Source organism: Seonamhaeicola sp. ABD4_340, from assembly GCF_056312135.1.
Map to the genome: position 1 here is coordinate 2,037,060 of NZ_CM149981.1, position 17,905 is coordinate 2,054,964.

At 32.0% G+C, this 17,905-nt stretch carries 16 protein-coding genes; 9 read left to right on the plus strand and 7 right to left on the minus strand.

Annotated features, from left to right (window positions below):
- The first annotated feature begins 113 nt into the window (after positions 1-113).
- From ACYX4H_RS08820 to ACYX4H_RS08835, 4 genes are all read left to right on the plus strand, one after another.
- Entirely contained in the window at positions 114-2,291 is a 2,178-nt protein-coding gene (locus ACYX4H_RS08820) for a S9 family peptidase (RefSeq protein WP_476235874.1), read from the plus strand.
- 45 nt (positions 2,292-2,336) lie between these two features.
- The gene (locus ACYX4H_RS08825) at positions 2,337-3,761 is read left to right on the plus strand and encodes a peptide MFS transporter (RefSeq protein WP_476235875.1); all 1,425 of its coding nucleotides are present in this window, start codon (positions 2,337-2,339) and stop codon (positions 3,759-3,761) included.
- Positions 3,762-3,770: 9 nt separating this feature from the next.
- On the plus strand, positions 3,771-5,546 hold the full coding sequence (locus ACYX4H_RS08830) for a peptide MFS transporter (RefSeq protein ID WP_476235876.1): 1,776 nt from the start codon (positions 3,771-3,773) through the stop codon (positions 5,544-5,546).
- Positions 5,547-5,630: 84 nt separating this feature from the next.
- The gene (locus ACYX4H_RS08835; protein WP_476235879.1) at positions 5,631-6,179 is read left to right on the plus strand and encodes a thioredoxin family protein; all 549 of its coding nucleotides are present in this window, start codon (positions 5,631-5,633) and stop codon (positions 6,177-6,179) included.
- A gap of 3 nt (positions 6,180-6,182) precedes the next feature.
- Here the strand turns inward: ACYX4H_RS08835 and ACYX4H_RS08840 are convergent, their stop codons facing one another.
- From ACYX4H_RS08840 to surE, 5 genes are read right to left on the minus strand one after another with little or no spacing between them, the layout of a single operon-like run.
- Complete coding sequence (locus ACYX4H_RS08840) at positions 6,183-8,222, minus strand: ComEC/Rec2 family competence protein (RefSeq protein ID WP_476235880.1); 2,040 nt, start codon at positions 8,220-8,222, stop codon at positions 6,183-6,185.
- A 23-nt stretch (positions 8,223-8,245) separates the two neighbouring features.
- Complete coding sequence (locus ACYX4H_RS08845) at positions 8,246-8,758, minus strand: C40 family peptidase (protein ID WP_476235881.1); 513 nt, start codon at positions 8,756-8,758, stop codon at positions 8,246-8,248.
- A gap of 12 nt (positions 8,759-8,770) precedes the next feature.
- Entirely contained in the window at positions 8,771-9,883 is a 1,113-nt protein-coding gene (gene lpxB, locus ACYX4H_RS08850; RefSeq protein WP_476235882.1) for a lipid-A-disaccharide synthase, read from the minus strand.
- A gap of 8 nt (positions 9,884-9,891) precedes the next feature.
- Complete coding sequence (locus ACYX4H_RS08855; protein ID WP_476235883.1) at positions 9,892-10,173, minus strand: hypothetical protein; 282 nt, start codon at positions 10,171-10,173, stop codon at positions 9,892-9,894.
- A gap of 7 nt (positions 10,174-10,180) precedes the next feature.
- Positions 10,181-10,963: a 5'/3'-nucleotidase SurE gene (gene surE / locus ACYX4H_RS08860; RefSeq protein ID WP_476235884.1), complete on the minus strand. Its 783-nt coding sequence runs from the start codon at positions 10,961-10,963 to the stop codon at positions 10,181-10,183.
- Positions 10,964-11,141: 178 nt separating this feature from the next.
- Between surE and ACYX4H_RS08865 the strand changes: the two genes are divergently transcribed.
- Both ACYX4H_RS08865 and ACYX4H_RS08870 read left to right on the plus strand, forming a co-directional pair.
- Complete coding sequence (locus tag ACYX4H_RS08865) at positions 11,142-13,292, plus strand: carboxy terminal-processing peptidase (protein WP_476235885.1); 2,151 nt, start codon at positions 11,142-11,144, stop codon at positions 13,290-13,292.
- A 7-nt stretch (positions 13,293-13,299) separates the two neighbouring features.
- Complete coding sequence (locus tag ACYX4H_RS08870; RefSeq protein WP_476235886.1) at positions 13,300-14,394, plus strand: ABC transporter permease; 1,095 nt, start codon at positions 13,300-13,302, stop codon at positions 14,392-14,394.
- Between the two features lie 68 nt (positions 14,395-14,462).
- On the opposite strand, the gene yihA is transcribed toward ACYX4H_RS08870, so the two are convergent.
- Both yihA and ACYX4H_RS08880 read right to left on the minus strand, forming a co-directional pair.
- The gene (yihA, locus tag ACYX4H_RS08875; RefSeq protein ID WP_476235887.1) at positions 14,463-15,068 is read right to left on the minus strand and encodes a ribosome biogenesis GTP-binding protein YihA/YsxC; all 606 of its coding nucleotides are present in this window, start codon (positions 15,066-15,068) and stop codon (positions 14,463-14,465) included.
- Between the two features lie 24 nt (positions 15,069-15,092).
- Entirely contained in the window at positions 15,093-15,857 is a 765-nt protein-coding gene (locus ACYX4H_RS08880; protein ID WP_476235888.1) for an alpha/beta fold hydrolase, read from the minus strand.
- Positions 15,858-16,148: 291 nt separating this feature from the next.
- Here ACYX4H_RS08880 and mraZ point away from each other — a divergent pair, with 291 nt between their 5' ends.
- Genes mraZ through ACYX4H_RS08895 form a run of 3 tightly spaced genes read left to right on the plus strand, consistent with a single transcriptional unit; the run spans position 16,149 to position 17,859 of the window.
- Positions 16,149-16,619, plus strand: coding sequence for a division/cell wall cluster transcriptional repressor MraZ (mraZ, locus tag ACYX4H_RS08885; RefSeq protein WP_476235889.1), 471 nt, complete (start codon positions 16,149-16,151; stop codon positions 16,617-16,619).
- A complete protein-coding gene (rsmH, locus tag ACYX4H_RS08890; protein WP_476235890.1) occupies positions 16,606-17,502 on the plus strand; it encodes a 16S rRNA (cytosine(1402)-N(4))-methyltransferase RsmH in 897 nt (298 codons plus the stop codon). Before mraZ ends, rsmH begins: the two co-directional genes overlap by 14 nt.
- A 39-nt stretch (positions 17,503-17,541) precedes the next feature.
- Positions 17,542-17,859, plus strand: coding sequence for an FtsL-like putative cell division protein (locus ACYX4H_RS08895; protein WP_147137259.1), 318 nt, complete (start codon positions 17,542-17,544; stop codon positions 17,857-17,859).
- The last annotated feature ends 46 nt before the right edge of the window (positions 17,860-17,905 follow it).

The following is a 17,905-nucleotide window of genomic DNA, read 5'->3' on the forward strand; positions in this document are numbered from 1 at the left end:
TTTTATGTAAAAATCAAAGTTTTTGAAAAAACATCTATTATTTTCAATTATAAATTGTAATAATTGAAAACCTATGTTGTATTTTAAAAACCTAAAATCTTGTAACGTTATTAATGAGATATCTTAAATTTTCAGTTTGCGTTTTATTTATTTTAACTTCAGTTTTAAACGCACAAAACAAACAAATTACTTTAGAAGACATTTGGAGTGGTAGTTTTAGACCCGAAAGTATGGACGTATTGCACTCTATGGCAAACGGTAAGCAATATTCGGTTTTAAATTTTGATAGAGCTGCAATGGCAACAACTATTGATATTTATGACTATAAAACACAGCAAAAAGTAAAAACGTTAGTAAGTAGTGCCAACCTTAGCGCTATGCAATATTTTAGCAATTATACCTTTAGCGCCAATGAAAAAAAGGTGATTTTAGCAACCAATGAAACACCAATTTACCGCCATTCTGCAGTTGGTAATTATTTTGTTTATAATGTTGAAGATGAAACTTTAGAGCTTATCTCAAAAGAATTAATACAAGAACCAACATTTTCACCTAACGGAACCAAAGTTGCTTACGTTTTTGAAAATAATCTATTTGTGAAAGATTTTATTTCTGGCAAAACTACCCAAATAACTTCCGATGGTAAAAAAAATAGCATTATAAACGGTATTACAGATTGGGTTTATGAAGAAGAGTTTGCTTTTGTTCGTGCTTTTGAGTGGAGTGCCGATAGCCAAAAAATAGCTTTTATTAAGTTTGATGAAACCAATGTACCTGAATTTTCAATGGATGTTTATGGTGAAGCGCTTTACCAAACCCAACAAGTATTTAAATACCCAAAAGCAGGTGAGCCAAATTCTAAGGTATCTTTACATGTTCACAATTTAGTGTCCAGCACAACAACTAATGTTAATTTAGATGAAAAAGCATATTACATTCCTAGATTACAATGGACAAACAACGCAAATTTGCTAAGTTTTCAAATTTTAAACAGAAAGCAAAACAACTTATATGTAATGCGTTTTAATACCGAAACTAAAGAAACTACTGTGCTTTTAAATGAAATGGATAAAGCGTATGTTGATGTAACCGATAATTTAACCTTTTTAGATGATAATAGCTTTATCTGGACAAGCGAAAAAGATGGATACAACCACATTTATCATTATGATAATAACGGTAAATTAATAAATCAAATAACCAAAGGAAACTGGGAGGTAACAAATTATTATGGTTATAACCCAAAAGCAAAACGTATTTTTTATCAATCTGTTGAAAATGGTTCAATAAACAGAGACGTATATTCTGTAAAAATTAATGGCCGTGATAAAAAGCGTTTATCTAACAATGATGGCACAAATAGCGCCTCTTTTAGCGCCGATTTTTCATACTTTATAAACACATTTTCAAATGCCAACACACCAACGCAATACACTTTAAATAACGCCGTAAACGATAGTGTAATTTCTAAAATAGTAGATAATGCTGCTTTGGCTAAAAAAATAGAAAACTATACGCTTTCTAAAAAAGAGTTTAGTACTATAAATATTAATGGAAATGATTTGAATATGTGGATGCTTAAACCAGCTAATTTTGATGAGTCAAAGCAATATCCATTATTCATGACACAATATTCTGGTCCGGGTTCACAATCGGTTTCAAATAGTTGGAATAGTTATAACGATTATTGGTTTCAAATGTTAGCACAACAAGGCTTTATTGTTGTTTGTGTTGACGGCAGAGGTACAGGGTTTAAAGGTGCTGCATTTAAAAAGATAACACAAAACCAACTTGGTAAATATGAAGTTGAAGACCAAATTGCTGCTGCAAAAAAACTTGGAGCATTACCATACATTAATGCAGATAAAATTGGTATTTGGGGTTGGAGCTATGGTGGCTTTATGAGCAGTAATTGCTTGTTTAAAGGTAATGATACCTTTAAAATGGCCATAGCCGTTGCCCCGGTAACTAGTTGGCGTTTTTATGATACTGTTTACACAGAACGCTACATGACAACACCACAAGAAAACCCATCAGGATACGATGATAATTCTCCTATTAACCATGTAGATAAATTAAAAGGAGATTTCTTATTAGTACACGGCACTGCCGATGATAATGTACATGTGCAAAACACCATGCGTTTAGTAGAGGCATTGGTACAAGCAAACAAGCAGTTTGATTGGGCTATTTATCCAGATAAAAACCATGGTATTTATGGTGGTAATACAAGACTTCATTTGTATAGAAAAATGACTGATTTTATTCAAAAATCACTAGGAGATAAATAATTTTCAGATTAAAAAATATTAAAATAACTAACTCAAAAAAAGATTATGGCAGAAATTACAAAAGCACCACACCAAAAAGAATTATGGGGGCATCCAGTAGGACTCTATGTATTGTTTTTTGTTGAAATGTGGGAGCGCTTTTCGTATTATGGAATGCGTGCAATTTTAACTTTATTTTTAGCGGCACCAATAATACTTGGTGATCCGCAATCAGGTTATGGTTGGTCCAATGCTGAGACACTTTCATTTTATGGAACGTACACTATGTTTGTATATTTAACATCGATTCCTGGAGGTTGGATAGCTGATAAATTTATTGGTCAGAAAAAAGCTGTAATGCTAGGAGGATTACTTTTATGTTTGGGTCATGGTATTTTAGCCGTTGATGCACAATGGGCATTTTTTACAGGCTTAATTTTAATAGTAATTGGTGTTGGTTTTTTAAAGCCAAATATATCAACTATGGTAGGAGGGCTTTACAAAAAAGGAGATGATAGAAGAGATAAAGGATTTTACCTTTTTTACATAGGTATTAATTTAGGTGCTTTTTTTGGGGCACTTTTGGTTGGTGCTGTTGCAGCTAAATGGGGTTGGCACTATGGCTTTGGTCTTGCCGGTATTGGTATGGCTTTAGGGCAGTTAGTGTATATGCTTGGGTTAAAATATTTAACAGGTGTTGGAGATTTTTTAGGAAAAAAAGATTCGCCTGATAAAGAGTTAATGAAAAAGCCTTTAACCAAAATAGAAAAAGATAGAATGCTTGTTATGTTTCTATCTTTTTTAATCATTATTGTTTTTTGGGGTGCTTTTGAACAAGCAGGAGGCTTAATGAGTTTGTATACAGAGCAAAAAACAAATAGAGTTCTTTCATTTTCAATTCCTTTAATTGGAAATGAAGTTCCTGCAGCAGTGTTTCAATCTATCAATGCATTTTTTATAATAGCCTTAGGAACTTTAGTAGCTAATTTTTGGTATAAATGGGGTAAAAAAGGAAAAGAATCTTCATCTTTATTTAAAATGGCTATTGGTGTAATAGTAATGGGCTTTGGTTTTGTTTTTATGAGCAAAGCTTCTACAGAGGTAGTTATGAATGGTGATGAAATTGTGCAAAAATCTGCTATGATTTGGTTAGTGTTAGCATATTTATTTCATACGCTAGGAGAGTTATGTGCATCACCTGTAGCACTGTCTTTTATCACAAAATTAGCGCCACTCAAATATGCTTCATTTATGATGGGCGCTTATTTTGCTGCCACAGGTTTAGGTAATAAAGTTGCTGGTTTTGTTGGAGAACTTTCAGAAGGCGCTGGAGAATTTCAGGTTTTTACTGGTATTGCTGTTTTTTGTGCTTTATTCGGCGTGTTAATTCTCTTAATTTTAAAGCCTTTAAAACGATTAACACATGGTGCTGAAAATTTAAACGGAACAACACATGAAGAAGCCGAAGGCTTTGAATTAGCAGATAATTAATATTTCATTATGAATACAGATATACAAAACCTTTTTAAAGATAAAGTTTTAGGGCATCCCGCTGGTTTAATAGTATTGTTTTTTACAGAAATGTGGGAACGTTTCTCATTTTATGGTATGCGTGTGCTATTGGTTAACTTTTTAACAATGGCTATAACAAGTTCAAACCCAGGCTGGGGCTGGACGGCTGAAAATGCTGGAGCTCTTTTTGGCACCTATGCAATGCTTTTATACATAACGCCTATTGTGGGTGGTGTTATAGCCGATAAAATTACAGGGTACCGTTGGGCTGTTGTAATAGGTTCTGTAATAATGGCCTTAGGGCACGCTTCAATGGCTTTAGAAACCGAGTTTTCATTGTACTTAGGGTTGGGACTTTTAGTTATTGGTACTGGTTTTTTTAAACCAAATATCACATCTATAATATCTGAAATGTATAAAGAAAATCCAGAGAAAAAAGATGGTGCTTATACTATTTTTTACATGGGTGTAAATGCAGGAGCTTTCTTTGGTATGATGCTTTGTGGTTACTTAGCTGAAAAAGTAGGGTGGAGTTATGGTTTTGGTTTAGCAGGTATTTTTATGATATTAGGAACACTTCAATTTTGGTTGTCTGGTAATTTATTTGGTAGCATAGGCGCTAAACCTAGTAAAGTTCACGAAGTAGAATTACCTCAAAACATCAATGAAAAAGGTAATAAAACTGTTAAAACTGATGATGTTGAAAAACAAAATCCGTTTACAATGTTAGATAAAATTTTAATTGTTATAACAGCTATTATTGGTCTTGGGTATGCTATTAATGATCCCATGTCTAAAATTGCCGGAATAGATATGTTTTCATGGGCCAAAACAACATCTATTGAAGGGCAATATGTAGTAGTGCTAATAGGTTTATTATTGTTCTTAGTATTATCAATAGGAAGAATTGCCAGATATACAAAAGTGGTTAGAGATAGAATGATAGCTTTCATTATTTTTGCTTTCTTCACCGTATTCTTTTGGATGAGTTTCGAGCAAGGAGCTTCATCATTAATTCTTTTTGCAAGAGATAACGTAGATAGGGTTTTAACAGGCAATGCCGCTGTAATATTCAATATAATAAACGCATTGCTAACAGTGGTGCCTTTAATTATTATAACATACGTATTATTTCTTCTTTGGAAAAAAACGTTTAAAAAAATACCAGGGTCAAATATTGTATTAGTGGTGTGTTTTTTAGGTATGTGGGGATTAGTTGGTTGGATGTTGAATAGAGAATTTTCTGCAGATATTTCTGAAATTACCGTATCTTGGTTTAGTATATTAAACTCCTTTTTTATTATTGTATTTGCATCTTTCTTTTCTAAATGGTGGGAAAGTAAATATAATCCATCGGCAGCAACAAAATATGCTTTAGGTTTAATAATTATGGCTATTGGTTTTGGGTTATTAGCATTTGGGTCATATGGTATTGAAGCCGGCGTAAAAGTTAGTATGCTTTGGTTAGTATTAGCTTACTTATTTCATACTTTAGGTGAGTTATGTTTATCACCTGTAGGTTTATCTTACGTTAGTAAATTAGTGCCTGCCAGAATGATTGCTTTAATGTTTGGTATGTGGTATTTAGCCATAGCTATTGGTAATAAATTAGCAGCAGTTGTTGGTGGCCAAATAGAAAATATTACCAAAGAGTACAGTTTGTCAACATTCTTTTTAATATTTACTATTGTGCCCTTAGTTGCAGGTTTACTTGTTTTTGCATTAAACCCTGTTTTAAAGAAACTTATGCACGGTGTACGCTAATTATAAACGAAAAAAAATATAGAAAAAGCTCCTAATTAGGAGCTTTTTTTGTAAGTTGGGCACACAATTTGCAACAAATTTACTATGAAAAAAATACAACTTATACTAGTTTTAGTGGTTTTAACTACACTAAATGTTACAGCTCAAGAAATAAATTGGCTTACTTTAGAAGAGGCTGTTGAACTTCAAAAAAAGACACCAAAAAAAATTATGATGGATGTTTATACCAATTGGTGCGGGCCATGTAAAATGTTAGATAGAAACACATTTCAAAATCAGCAGGTGGCAAATTATGTAAACGAACATTATTATGCCGTAAAATTTAATGCCGAAGGAAACGATCAAATTACTTTTGATGGTAAAACATTTAGCAACCCAAATTATAATCCGGCAAACGCAAACCGAAGAAATTCACCCCACGAACTATCAAGATATTTTCAAATACAAGCATACCCAACTATTGTGTTTTTAGATGAAGAAGGGAAACTTATATTTCCGCTAAAAGGTTATAAAACACCACCACAGTTAGAGTTGTACTTAAAAATGTTTAAAACTGATGAGCATAAGCAACTTGATACACAAGAAAAATTTAACGCCTATTACGAAGCGTTTAAACCTCAATTTCAAGGATAAATATTAATATTTTATTATAAAAGCTCCCTTTTTGCTAGTTTGGTGAAAAGGGAGTTTTCTTTTTTTACAAACAAGTGCCCAATGTTCAATATAAGATTTATAATTACTGCCATCGGCAATAATTTGTTTGGGTTTAATAGAATCAATAAGTCTGCTTAAATTAATTTTTGGCGATTGCCTAAGCAATACATAATCGGGTTTAATACTCTTTACATTGTAAATACCCAAACTATCAACAACTAAAAGTTTCTTTTTGTTTAAAAAATATATGTTTTTTATTGGTGTATATTTTATGGTTTTAATGTGGTTTCCAACAGTAAAATCTTTAATTATTTTAGTGTTTGCTGTGGTTGTACTATCAAAATCATTTGAAACAAGAAGTTTGTTTTCAGTAATATTTCCTAGTAAACTATATCTGCTTTTATGGAATACTATAAATTCATTTTTAACAGAAGTAAACTGTGTGTAAATAACTGAAAGTTGTAACAATATTACAGAAATTAAAGTCCAAACGATGGTTTTGAAATGTGTTTTTGCGGCCATTTTCACAATACAAATAATTAAAATATAGCTTGTCAAAACATACAATAAATTAAACGGAATGTTTTTAAAAAGAAACGCCTCTTGTTGTGCTACCCAAGCAACAAAACTATTCATTAAATAAATTACAAACCCAAAAGCATCAGCTAAAAATTGAGGAAGTAAGCTTAAAGATGCTAATAAAATAACAATAATACCAAAGCCTAAAACAAAGCCAAGTAACGGAATTATAACTAAGTTTGAAATGAAAAATAACCCCGGAAATTGATGGAAATAAAACAAGCTAATTGGTATAATACCAAACTGTGCCGATATTGTAACCGTTAAAGTTTGCCAATATATTTTTAGTAGCTTATTTTTTGGTTTCCAAAGTTTATTTAGCATGGGCTCTATAGCTACAATGGCAAATACGGCTAAATAGCTTAATTGAAAACCAACATCAAAAATAAAAAGTGGTTTAAATAGTAAAATAACAAACATTGATATGGCCAATGTATTATAAACATTAGTAGGCCTTTTTAAATTTAAGGCAATTGCTACTATGCTAAACATGGTTACAGCTCTGGTAACCGATGCCGATAAACCTGCAATTACAGCAAAGCTCCATAATATTAAAAGCAGCAAAATAGTTTTAATTAAAGCGCCTTTTTTAAAGCGTTCCACAGGTTTTAATAATACGTTTAATATCATTAAAATAATACCAACATGCAAACCCGAAACCGCTAATATATGAATGGCACCAGCATTGGTGTAGTTAGTATACACGGTTTTGTTAATGTTTTGGCGTTGCCCTAAAAATAAAGCGTTAATAATAGCTAGTTCGTTTGTTGAGAAATTGTAAGTTTTAAGTTTACTGTTAATAAAACTGCGTAAATTATTGGCATAACCCAAAAGCGTATGTGGTTTTGATGAAAGTTTTAAAAGCGCTCTATTATCAATAAAAATTTGATGATAAATATATTGTTTTTGTAAATACGTTTTGTAGTTGAATTGATTAGGGTTTAATGGGCTAATTAAATTTTTAAAAGTAGCTTTTGTAATTAAAATATCATCTACTTTTAGTTTAGTAGAAACACTGTCTTTTTCAATGTTTAAAAGTGTTTTTCCTGTAACATGAGTGCTGTCAATATTAAGTAAATCAATAATATATTTATCATAATAATTACCAGGTTTTAACACTTCGCGCACTCTAAATGTTATGGTGCTTTGTGTTGTTTCATCTGTAGTAATTGTATGCGTGTAGTTATTGCTTTTGTTTTTATGATTGTGAAAATTAGTAACTAAAACACCCAAAAAAAGTGTTGTTATAAAACTAAACATACCAAACCAAACAGTTTTTTTTAGTTGGTTTTTAGCTGTGAAATAACAAATACCTAAAGCTACAAATGTAATAGCAAAAATAGTTGAAGATGTATTTATGCTAATAGGTGTTACATACCCAATTATAATGCCTATAATTAAGAAAAAGGTAAGTTTTATTATGGTGAAATTTAACAGCCGCATTAAGCTGTAAGATAAATAAATTCTTATAAAACACGGCGTGCTTCGGTAAAAGCTTTTAACCAATAGGTTTCATTTAAACCAGAAATGATAACACCGCGGCTTGTAGTAGCGTGTATAAATTTTATATCGTTATTTTTAATATCAACAATTAAGCCTACGTGGTTTATTGCGTTTCGGCGATTTTTGCTGGTTTTAAAAAAAAGTAAATCGCCTTTTTGTACCTGCTTCAAGCTAATGGCTTTTCCTTTTTTAGCCATGTCTCTAGAAATTCTAGGTAAATAAATATTATGTGTTCTAAAAGATTCAAAAACTAAACCAGAGCAATCCATTCCGGCTTTAGTAGTGCCGCCCCATTTGTATTTAACACCTTGAAATTGTTTTGCAAAGCGAATAATGCTTTCAGATTGTGAAATACTTTTATTATCATTTTTTGAAATTACTTTTGAAGTACTGCTTTTTGAAGTTTTAGCTTTTTTTGAAGATTTACAATTACAAAAACTAACAAGTAATACTATGATAAAAAGGGCTTTTTTCACTTTTAAAATGTTTTAAGATGTTAATGAAGCGTAAATAAGTTTTGCGGTGTTTTCACTTGCGCCTTTACCGCCTAAGGCTTTTTCAAGCTCATAATAATCTTCAAAAATTCTTTGGCGTGTGTTGGTGTTTAAAATATTTTCTAGTTCGTGTTTTAATTGTTTTTTATTAAAATCGTTTTGAATTAATTCAGTAACCACCTCTTTATCCATGATTAAATTTACCAGTGATATGAATTTGAGTGTAATAATACGTTTAGCAATATGATAAGAAATAGCGCTACCTTTATAACAAACAACTTGAGGTACTTTAAATAAAGCGGTTTCTAAAGTAGCTGTGCCCGATGTTACCAAAGCAGCATGTGCTACACTAAGCAAATCATATGTTTTATTGGTGATGAATTTTACATTATTTGTTTTAATAAATTGCTGATAAAAGCTAAATTCTTGACTTGGCGCACCTGCAATTACAAATTGATAATTTTTAAAATCATCAACCAAACTAAGCATAACAGATAACATTTTTGTTATTTCTTGTTTTCGGCTTCCTGGTAAAAGAGCAATTATTGGTTTTTTGTTTAGCTGGTGTTTTTTTCTAAAATCAATAGGATTAACCTGTGTTCTGTCTGCAATGGCATCAATTAACGGGTGCCCAACAAATGCAACATCATAATTGTATTTTTTATAAAATGGTTTTACAAACGGCAGAATAACATACATGGCATCAATATCGCGTTTAATAGCTTTAACACGACTTGCCCTAGATGCCCAAACTTGCGGAGAAATGTAATAATTAGTTTTAAAACCTTCGGCTTTTGCCCATTTAGCAATGCGTAAATTAAACCCAGAGTTATCAATGAAAATGACCACATCGGGCTTAAAATTTTTAATATCATCTTTACAAAAAGAAATGAGTTTAAAAATTTTTGTGAGGTTCATTATAACTTCAGTAAAGCCCATAAAAGCACGTTCTTTGTAGTGCTTAACTAATGTGCCACCAACGTTTTGCATTAAATCGCCACCCCAAAACCTAATATTGGCATTGGTATCAATTTTTTGTAACGCTTTCATAAGGTTGGCACCATGCAAATCACCCGATGCTTCTCCTGCAAGTATATAATACTTCATTTTTAAATTTAATATAGTTTAAAAATAAATGTAAAAACAGCAATAAAAACAGTAATTAGTAATACGCCACGGGCCTTGTAGTCTTGTCTTTTTTTAATAAAAATAAAAAAAGCAACTAAATTTAATACAGCACCAAGGCTTATTAGTTTTCCTAAAAAACCTTCGTTGGCAGCGGCTTTAATTACGTTTGTAAAATCATCACCATTGCCTAATAGAGTAGCGGCAGCTAATAAACCAATGCCATTTGCAATAAGGCCAACAAGCATGCCAATAATTATGTCTTTTTTCATTTGAAAATTATTCAGTTTTATTAAAATTCCAAGAATTTAAAGTTTTTAAAGCTTGATAAGCGGTTAAGTCAAATTGAACTGGTACTACAGAAATGTAACCATTTTTAAGTGCGTATTCATCAGTATCTTCACCGCCATCTAAATTTACAAACTTACCACTAAGCCAGTAATAATCTTTACCCATTGGGTTTTGGCGTTTATCAAAAGTTTCAACCCAATTACCTTTTGCTTGTCTGCATATTTTTACACCTTTAATTTTATCTTTAGGTAGGTTGGGTATGTTTACATTTAAAACAACATCATTTGGTAGTTTGTTTTTTAAAACTTCAAGAACAATTTGTTTTATAAAAGGTTTTGCATCTTCAAAATTAGCATTCCAAGAATAGTCTAAAAGTGAAAAACCAATAGCAGGTATACCTTCAACACCAGCTTCAACAGCAGCACTCATGGTGCCAGAATAAATAACATTTATTGAGGCGTTAGACCCATGATTAATACCAGAAACACATAGGTCTGGTTTTTGGGTAAGTAACTCTCTGTTGGCAAGTTTTACGCAATCTGCAGGTGTGCCAGAGCAGCTGTATTCTTTTTGTGGTCCGTTATCAAAAGTAACTTTGTTAACATAAAGTGTGGCATCAACAGTAATGGCATGCCCCATACCGCTTTGTGGGCTGTCGGGTGCAACTACTACAACATCGCCAATGGTATTCATAACACTTATTAAGGTTCTAATTCCTGGAGCGTTTATGCCATCATCATTTGTTACAAGTATAAGTGGTTTTTTTGTCATAAAAAGTACATAAATAACATATGCTAAAATACATAATTTCATTAGGAAACAGGCATTTTCTTTGGTTTAACAAAAAATTAGGCCTATTTGCAGTTATTGGCATAGTTTTTTCTTTATTTTAGTGAAATATTACTATTATTTAATAGAACTATTTAAATATTAACTGATGAAAAAAATTATGAAAAGGAATTATAAAGTTCTATCGTTGTTGCTGTTGTTAGCCTTTGCTTCATGCAGTTTTACAACCAAAACATTTGATAACCCAGACAAAGATAAATTACTGGTACAAATTATAACGTTTGTTTTAGAGCGTGGGCATTATGATCCTATTGCAATGGATGATAACTTCTCGCAAGAACTTTTTGATGATTATATTGAAACCTTAGACCCGTTTAAACGCTATTTTTACGAATCAGACATTAAAGATTTTGAAAAATATAGATTGCAATTAGATGACCAATTAAAATCTACAGATGTTACATTTTTTAATGAAACACACGAGCGTTTAATAATGAGAATACGCGAAGCTAAAGAAATATATAACGATGTTTTAAGCACACCTTTTGATTATACAATTAACGAAACATTTAATACAGATTATGATAAAGATGGTTACGTAAAATCAAAAAAGCAAATGAAAGAACGTTGGAGGAAACAATTAAAGTTTTCAACACTTTCAAACTATGATGATATTCATATTCAAGAAGAGCAAGCTAGAAAAAATGATGCCTCATACGTTTCAAAAACCGAAGCACAAATTGAAAAAGAAGCGCGCGAAGCCACAAAAAAATCATTAGAAATATATTTCAATGACAATATTGATGATTTGCAACGCGAAGATTGGTTCTCAATTTACGTAAACACTATTGTAGAAGAGTTTGATCCGCATACATATTACCTAGCACCACGAAACAAAGAAGCTTTTGATATGGATATGTCTGGTAAATTAGAAGGTATTGGCGCCAGATTACAAAAAAGAATGGATTACATTAAAATTGTTGAGCTAATATCTGGCGGTCCTGCATGGAGAAGTAATGAGCTTGATGTTGAAGATGTTATTTTAAAAGTAAGACAAGAAGATGAAGAGTTTCCTATAGATATTGTAGGCATGCGTATTAATGATGCCATAAAATACATAAAAGGCCCTAAAGGCACTAAAGTAATTTTAACTATTAAAAAAGTAGATGGTACCATTAAAGAGGTAACCATTGTTAGAGATGTTGTTGAGTTGGGTGAAACCTATGCAAAATCATCAGTAGTTGAAAAAGAAGGTAAAAACTTCGGAATCATTAATTTACCAAAATTTTATGTAGATTTTAATGATTATAAAAACGTAAATGCGGCACAAGATGTTAAAAAAGAAATTGAACGTTTAAAGCAAGAAGGCATTGAAGGTTTAATTTTAGATTTAAGAAATAATGGCGGTGGTTCATTACCAACTGTTGTTGATATGGCAGGCTTATTTATAAAAGATGGTCCTATTGTGCAAGTACGTTCAACAGGCGATAATAAAGAGGTTTTAAAAGACAGAGATAAATCCATTTCTTGGGATGGTCCTTTAGTAATTTTAGTAAACGAATTATCTGCTTCGGCTTCCGAAATTATGGCTGCCGCTATGCAAGATTACAAAAGAGCCATAGTTATTGGTAGTAAACAAACCTACGGAAAAGGTACTGTTCAAAACGTATATAATTTAAATGATTTAGTTAGAAGCAGTACAAGCGGAGATTTAGGAGCTTTAGCTTTTACAACTCAAAAATACTACAGAATTAACGGTGGTTCTGTGCAGTTAGAAGGTGTGCAAAGTGATGTAACTGTTCCCGGACGTTTTAGTTATATTGAAGTAGGTGAAAAGGAAAAAGAAAATCCGTTACCGTATGACGAAATAACACCTGCAAATTATACGCCTTGGGAAAATTATTTTGATTATGAAGCTACCATAAGCAAAAGTAAAGCCCGTATGAGCAATAATGAACAGTTAAAACTTATTGATGAAAATGCTAAATGGGTAAAAAGTAAAATTGATGAAACAGTAGTGTCTTTAAACTACAATCAATACAAAAAAGATGCAGAGTTAAATGATGAAGAAGGTAAAAAGTTTGATGCTATTTCAAAGTATAAAACCAATTTAACGTTTAGATCTCATGCGTACGAGAAATCATTATTTGAACAAGATACCACAGATTTAAAAGAAAAAAGAGAACGTTGGCATAACAGTTTAACAAAAGATGTTTATGTAGAAGAGGCTATAAATGTTTTAGAAGATTTAAAAACAGCATATCCAATAAAAAAAGTGGCATCAACAAATAAACCAGAAATAAAAAAGTAGTTGGTTTATGCAACATAAGCCAAATTCATTAAAACAATTGGCGCTCCAAAAGTTTAAAAAAAACTTTTGGGGCGTTTTTAGTTGCTTTTTTTTAATGTTTGTAGGTGTAATAGCCATTTTTGCTTATGTCATTGCACCAGATAATACAAGGTATGCCAACCAAATGCACTTGTCAATTCATTCCAAAAAGCCGGGTTTTAAAGTTTTAATGCTTACAATTCCATCAGAGTTTAAAGAAAAAGAAAATGTATTAAATAATGTGTTCTTCGGAAAAAAAAGTATAAATACCGAAGTGCCTATTTCAAAATATAAAATAGAAAATAACGTATTACAATACACTGAATATGCTTCTGATGGTTTAGAAGGTGTTGAAAAAACATTAAGGCTTGAAGTGTTTCCAAATAACAATGCTTCAAAATTTATTAAAGAAAAACGTTTCCTTTTTGGTACCGATAAGTATGGGCGTGATTTATTAAGTAGAGTGCTTGTAGGTGCCAGAATTTCATTTTTTATTGGCTTTATAGCAGTATTTATATCGTTAATAATTGGTCTTTTTATGGGTAGTGTTGCAGGATATTATGGAGGAAAAGTTGATACTGTAATTATGTGGATTATAAACGTAACTTGGTCTATACCTACGTTATTACTGGTTATTGCTATAACGTTGGCTTTAGGTAAAGGCTTTTGGCAAGTGTTTATTGCGGTAGGCTTAACAATGTGGGTTGAGGTTGCTAGAGTTGTACGCGGACAAATAATTAGTGCTAAAGAAATGCAATATGTAACGGCTGCAAAAGCGTTGGGTTATGGTAATTTTAGAATTATAACCAAGCATATTTTGCCTAATATAATGGCGCCAGTTATTGTAATTTCGGCAGCTAATTTTGCAGCGGCCATTTTAATTGAAAGTGGGCTAAGCTTTTTGGGTATTGGCGCACAACCTCCAATGGCAAGTTGGGGTGCTATGATAAAAGACCATTACAATTATATAATTTTAGGTAAACCTTATTTAGCTGTTATTCCAGGGCTGTGTATTATGAGTTTAGTTATGGCGTTTATGTTAATTGGTAACGCTCTGCGCGATGCTCTAGATGTGAAGACTTAGCTTTTTTTAGTGCTTTTTTGTTATGAAAAAACTTAAAATATTGCTTTAGTAAGCGTTGAGAAAAGTTTCTAACGGTTTTCTAAATTGCTGTTTAGATAATCAATATAATTTAGCAAATCATCTTTACCAATACTTTTTGCTGATGATGTAATAAAGTATTCAGGCATTTCTACCCAAGTTTCTAACATAATATTTTGGTAGGCTTCTACATGTTTTTCAATAGCCATAGGTTTTAGTTTATCGGCTTTTGTAAAAATGATACAAAACGGAATACCGTTTTCACCCAACCATTGCATAAATTCTAAATCTATAGTTTGTGGTGTGTGTCTAATATCAACTAAAACAAAAGCACAAACCAATTGCATGCGGTTGCTAAAATATTGTGTAATAAACTTTTGAAATACCTTTTTTGAAGATTTTGAAACACGTGCATAACCGTAACCAGGCAAATCTACCAAATGCCAATTATTATTAATTAAAAAATGGTTTATTAACTGCGTTTTTCCTGGTTTACCCGATGTTTTTGCTAAACTTTTTCGGTTGGTAAGCATGTTAATTAATGATGATTTGCCAACATTGCTTCGGCCTATAAAAGCATACTCTGGCAAGTGCCCTTTGGGGCATTTTTCAACATCAGAATTGCTTACTACAAAGCTGGCAGATTTAATATCCATTAACTAATCTATGCTTTTTATATTTTAAAAATCACGTTTGTTTAACCAGTTTTCCATAAGGCTGTTAAATGTGTCAGGGTGTTCCATCATAGCGGCATGCCCACATTTATCAATCCAATATAAATCAGAATCTGGTAAAAGGCTATGGAATTCTTCAGCAACTTCAGGAGGCGTAACACTGTCATTTTTACCCCAAATAATACATGTTGGAGTTTTCATGTTAGGCAAATCTTTAGCCATGTTGTGCCTAATGGCACTTTTAGCAATTGCTAATGTTTTTATAAGTTTATTTCTGTCGTTAACAGTAGCGTATACTTCATCTACAATTTCTTTTGTAGCAACTTCAGGATCATAAAAAACCTCTTGGGCTTTCTTTTTTATAACCTCATAATCACTACGCTTTGTGTAACCACCGCCCATGGCACTTTCGTATAAGCCAGAACTACCTGTAATTATTAAAGCTTTTACTTTTTTAGGAAACAATTTAGTATGGTATAAGCCTATATGGCCACCAAGTGAATTACCTAATAAAATTACTTCATTAAATCCTTTAAACTCTATAAAACTGTGTAAGTAATTTGCAAAATTTTTAACATTGGTTTTAAGTAAAGACATGGTGTAAATAGGTAATTCTGGAATTATAACCTTATAGCCTTTAGAGCTAAAATGTTTGGTTACAGCATCAAAATTACTCAATCCGCCCATTAATCCGTGTAGCACTATTATAGGAGTGCCTTCACCAACTTCAATATAGCTGTAATTACCTTCTTTTTTTAAACTGTGCGTCATTAAATAGTTAGTCTTTCACAAAAAACAAATATAGTTATTTCATTCATAATATAACTATCATAATTAATTCAGTAAAGCAAAACTTATTTAAAGTATTGTTAATAATATGGTTGTTAAAGTTTTGTGTGTTGTAAATAGTTGATTGCTAGGGTTTATAGGGGTTTTGGGGAACTGCTTGCTGATAAGTGGAGTGTATGTGGTAAAATTTATTAACAAAGTGGTATATTGTGGTAAAATGTGGTAAATTTTTCAATATCTTTGAATTTTGAATAGGGAACCTAACAAACAAGCTTGAATTTTTTAACAGGAACATACGAATGCAAAGTAGATGCAAAGGGTAGGTTAATGATGCCTGCGCCTTTAAAAAAGCAAATGTCCGCTGTTTTAGCAGAGGGTTTTGTGTTGCGCAGATCGGTGTTTCAAAAATGTTTAGAGTTGTATCCAATGGCAGAGTGGCAAGTGCTAATGCAAAAAATGAACAAGCTAAACAGGTTTAAAAAAAAGAACAACGATTTTATTAGAAGGTTTACTGCAGGTGTAAAAATGGTTGAAGTTGATGGTAACGGGCGTTTGCTAATACCCAAAGATTTAACTGTTTTTGCAAACATTTCAAAAGATATTGTTGTGGCTTCGGCTGTAAATATTATTGAAATATGGGATAAAGATTTATATGAACAAGCCATTGATGATGCGGCCTTAGATTTTGCAGATTTAGCCGAGGAAGTAATGGGGCAAGATGATGATGAGTATGGAATATCATAATCCAGTATTGTTAAAAGAAACCGTTGATGGTTTAAACATAAAGCCAAATGGCGTGTATGTTGATGTTACTTTTGGTGGTGGCGGACATAGTAAAGAAATTTTAAGTAGGCTTGATGAAAACGGGAAGTTGTTTGCTTTTGATCAAGATGAAGATGCTCTTAGAAATAAAATTGACGATTCAAGATTTACGCTAATTAATGAAAACTTTAGGTACTTAAAGCGTTTTTTAAGGTTGCATGGTGTAAAGCAAGTTGATGGTGTTTTGGCAGATTTTGGTGTGTCTTCGCATCAATTTGATGTTGCTGAACGCGGATTTTCAACACGCTTTGAGGCAGATTTAGATATGCGTATGAATCAGCGTAGTGCACTATCTGCATTTCATGTGGTAAATGAATATGAAGAGGAGCAACTTAGGCAAGTGTTTGCGCAATATGGTGAGCTAAGGCCGGCGCCAGCAATGGCAAGGTTAATTGTAGCGCATAGGCAAAATGAGCCAATTGTAACAAGTGAACAGTTAAAAGCGGTTTTAAAAAAGTTTTTACCGCCTAGGCATGAAAATAAAGTGTTGGCGCAAATATATCAGGCAATAAGAATTGAAGTAAACCAAGAAATTGAAGTTTTAAAAGAGTTTTTGTTGCAAACACCAGAAGTGTTGGTAAAAGGTGGTAGACTAAGTTTTATATCCTATCATTCTTTAGAAGATAGGCTGGTAAAACGTTTTATAAGAAATGGTTTGTTTGAAGGAGAGCCTGAAAGGGATATGTTTGGAAATTTTGAGGTACCGCTTAAAAAAGTTAACGGGCTTATAGTGCCATCAAAAGAAGAAATTGAAATTAATAATAGAGCTAGAAGTGCAAAATTGCGAATAGCTGAAAAGTTATAAAAGTGTTTTAATAACTGTATGTAAGCTGTTGGTTAAGCAATGAAAAAGAACATTTATAACATATTAAAAGGAACGTTTTTAGTAAGTGATGATTCTTTTAAAAACTGGAGGTTTATCATTTTTATATCAGTGTTGGCTTTGGTTATGATAGCAAGTTCGCACAGTGCAGATAAAAAAGTGTATGAAATAGCACGGTTAAAAAATGAAGTAAAAGAAACCCGGTCCACGTTTTTAGAAGGCCGTACAAAATTAATGCGGCTAAAAATGGAGTCGCATGTAATAAATATAATGAAAGAAAAAGGAATTGCGCCATCAGTAATTCCGCCAAAAAAAATAAAAGTAAAATCTAAAAATTAAACAACATTGGCAATTAACGAGAAAAACATATTAAACCGTTTGTACT

Excerpts from the sequence above, each read along its gene's own strand:
- yihA (WP_476235887.1), bottom strand. The coding sequence starts at position 15,068 with ATGGATATTAAATCTGCCAGCTTTGTAGTAAGCAATTCTGATGTTGAA.
- ACYX4H_RS08865 (WP_476235885.1), top strand. The coding sequence starts at position 11,142 with ATGAAAAGGAATTATAAAGTTCTATCGTTGTTGCTGTTGTTAGCCTTT.
- ACYX4H_RS08855 (WP_476235883.1), bottom strand. The coding sequence starts at position 10,173 with ATGAAAAAAGACATAATTATTGGCATGCTTGTTGGCCTTATTGCAAAT.
- surE (WP_476235884.1), bottom strand. The coding sequence starts at position 10,963 with ATGACAAAAAAACCACTTATACTTGTAACAAATGATGATGGCATAAAC.
- ACYX4H_RS08835 (WP_476235879.1), top strand. The coding sequence starts at position 5,631 with ATGAAAAAAATACAACTTATACTAGTTTTAGTGGTTTTAACTACACTA.
- ACYX4H_RS08870 (WP_476235886.1), top strand. The coding sequence starts at position 13,300 with ATGCAACATAAGCCAAATTCATTAAAACAATTGGCGCTCCAAAAGTTT.
- ACYX4H_RS08820 (WP_476235874.1), top strand. The coding sequence starts at position 114 with ATGAGATATCTTAAATTTTCAGTTTGCGTTTTATTTATTTTAACTTCA.
- ACYX4H_RS08840 (WP_476235880.1), bottom strand. The coding sequence starts at position 8,222 with ATGCGGCTGTTAAATTTCACCATAATAAAACTTACCTTTTTCTTAATT.
- ACYX4H_RS08830 (WP_476235876.1), top strand. The coding sequence starts at position 3,771 with ATGAATACAGATATACAAAACCTTTTTAAAGATAAAGTTTTAGGGCAT.
- ACYX4H_RS08880 (WP_476235888.1), bottom strand. The coding sequence starts at position 15,857 with ATGACGCACAGTTTAAAAAAAGAAGGTAATTACAGCTATATTGAAGTT.
- rsmH (WP_476235890.1), top strand. The coding sequence starts at position 16,606 with ATGGAATATCATAATCCAGTATTGTTAAAAGAAACCGTTGATGGTTTA.
- ACYX4H_RS08895 (WP_147137259.1), top strand. The coding sequence starts at position 17,542 with ATGAAAAAGAACATTTATAACATATTAAAAGGAACGTTTTTAGTAAGT.
- ACYX4H_RS08825 (WP_476235875.1), top strand. The coding sequence starts at position 2,337 with ATGGCAGAAATTACAAAAGCACCACACCAAAAAGAATTATGGGGGCAT.
- lpxB (WP_476235882.1), bottom strand. The coding sequence starts at position 9,883 with ATGAAGTATTATATACTTGCAGGAGAAGCATCGGGTGATTTGCATGGT.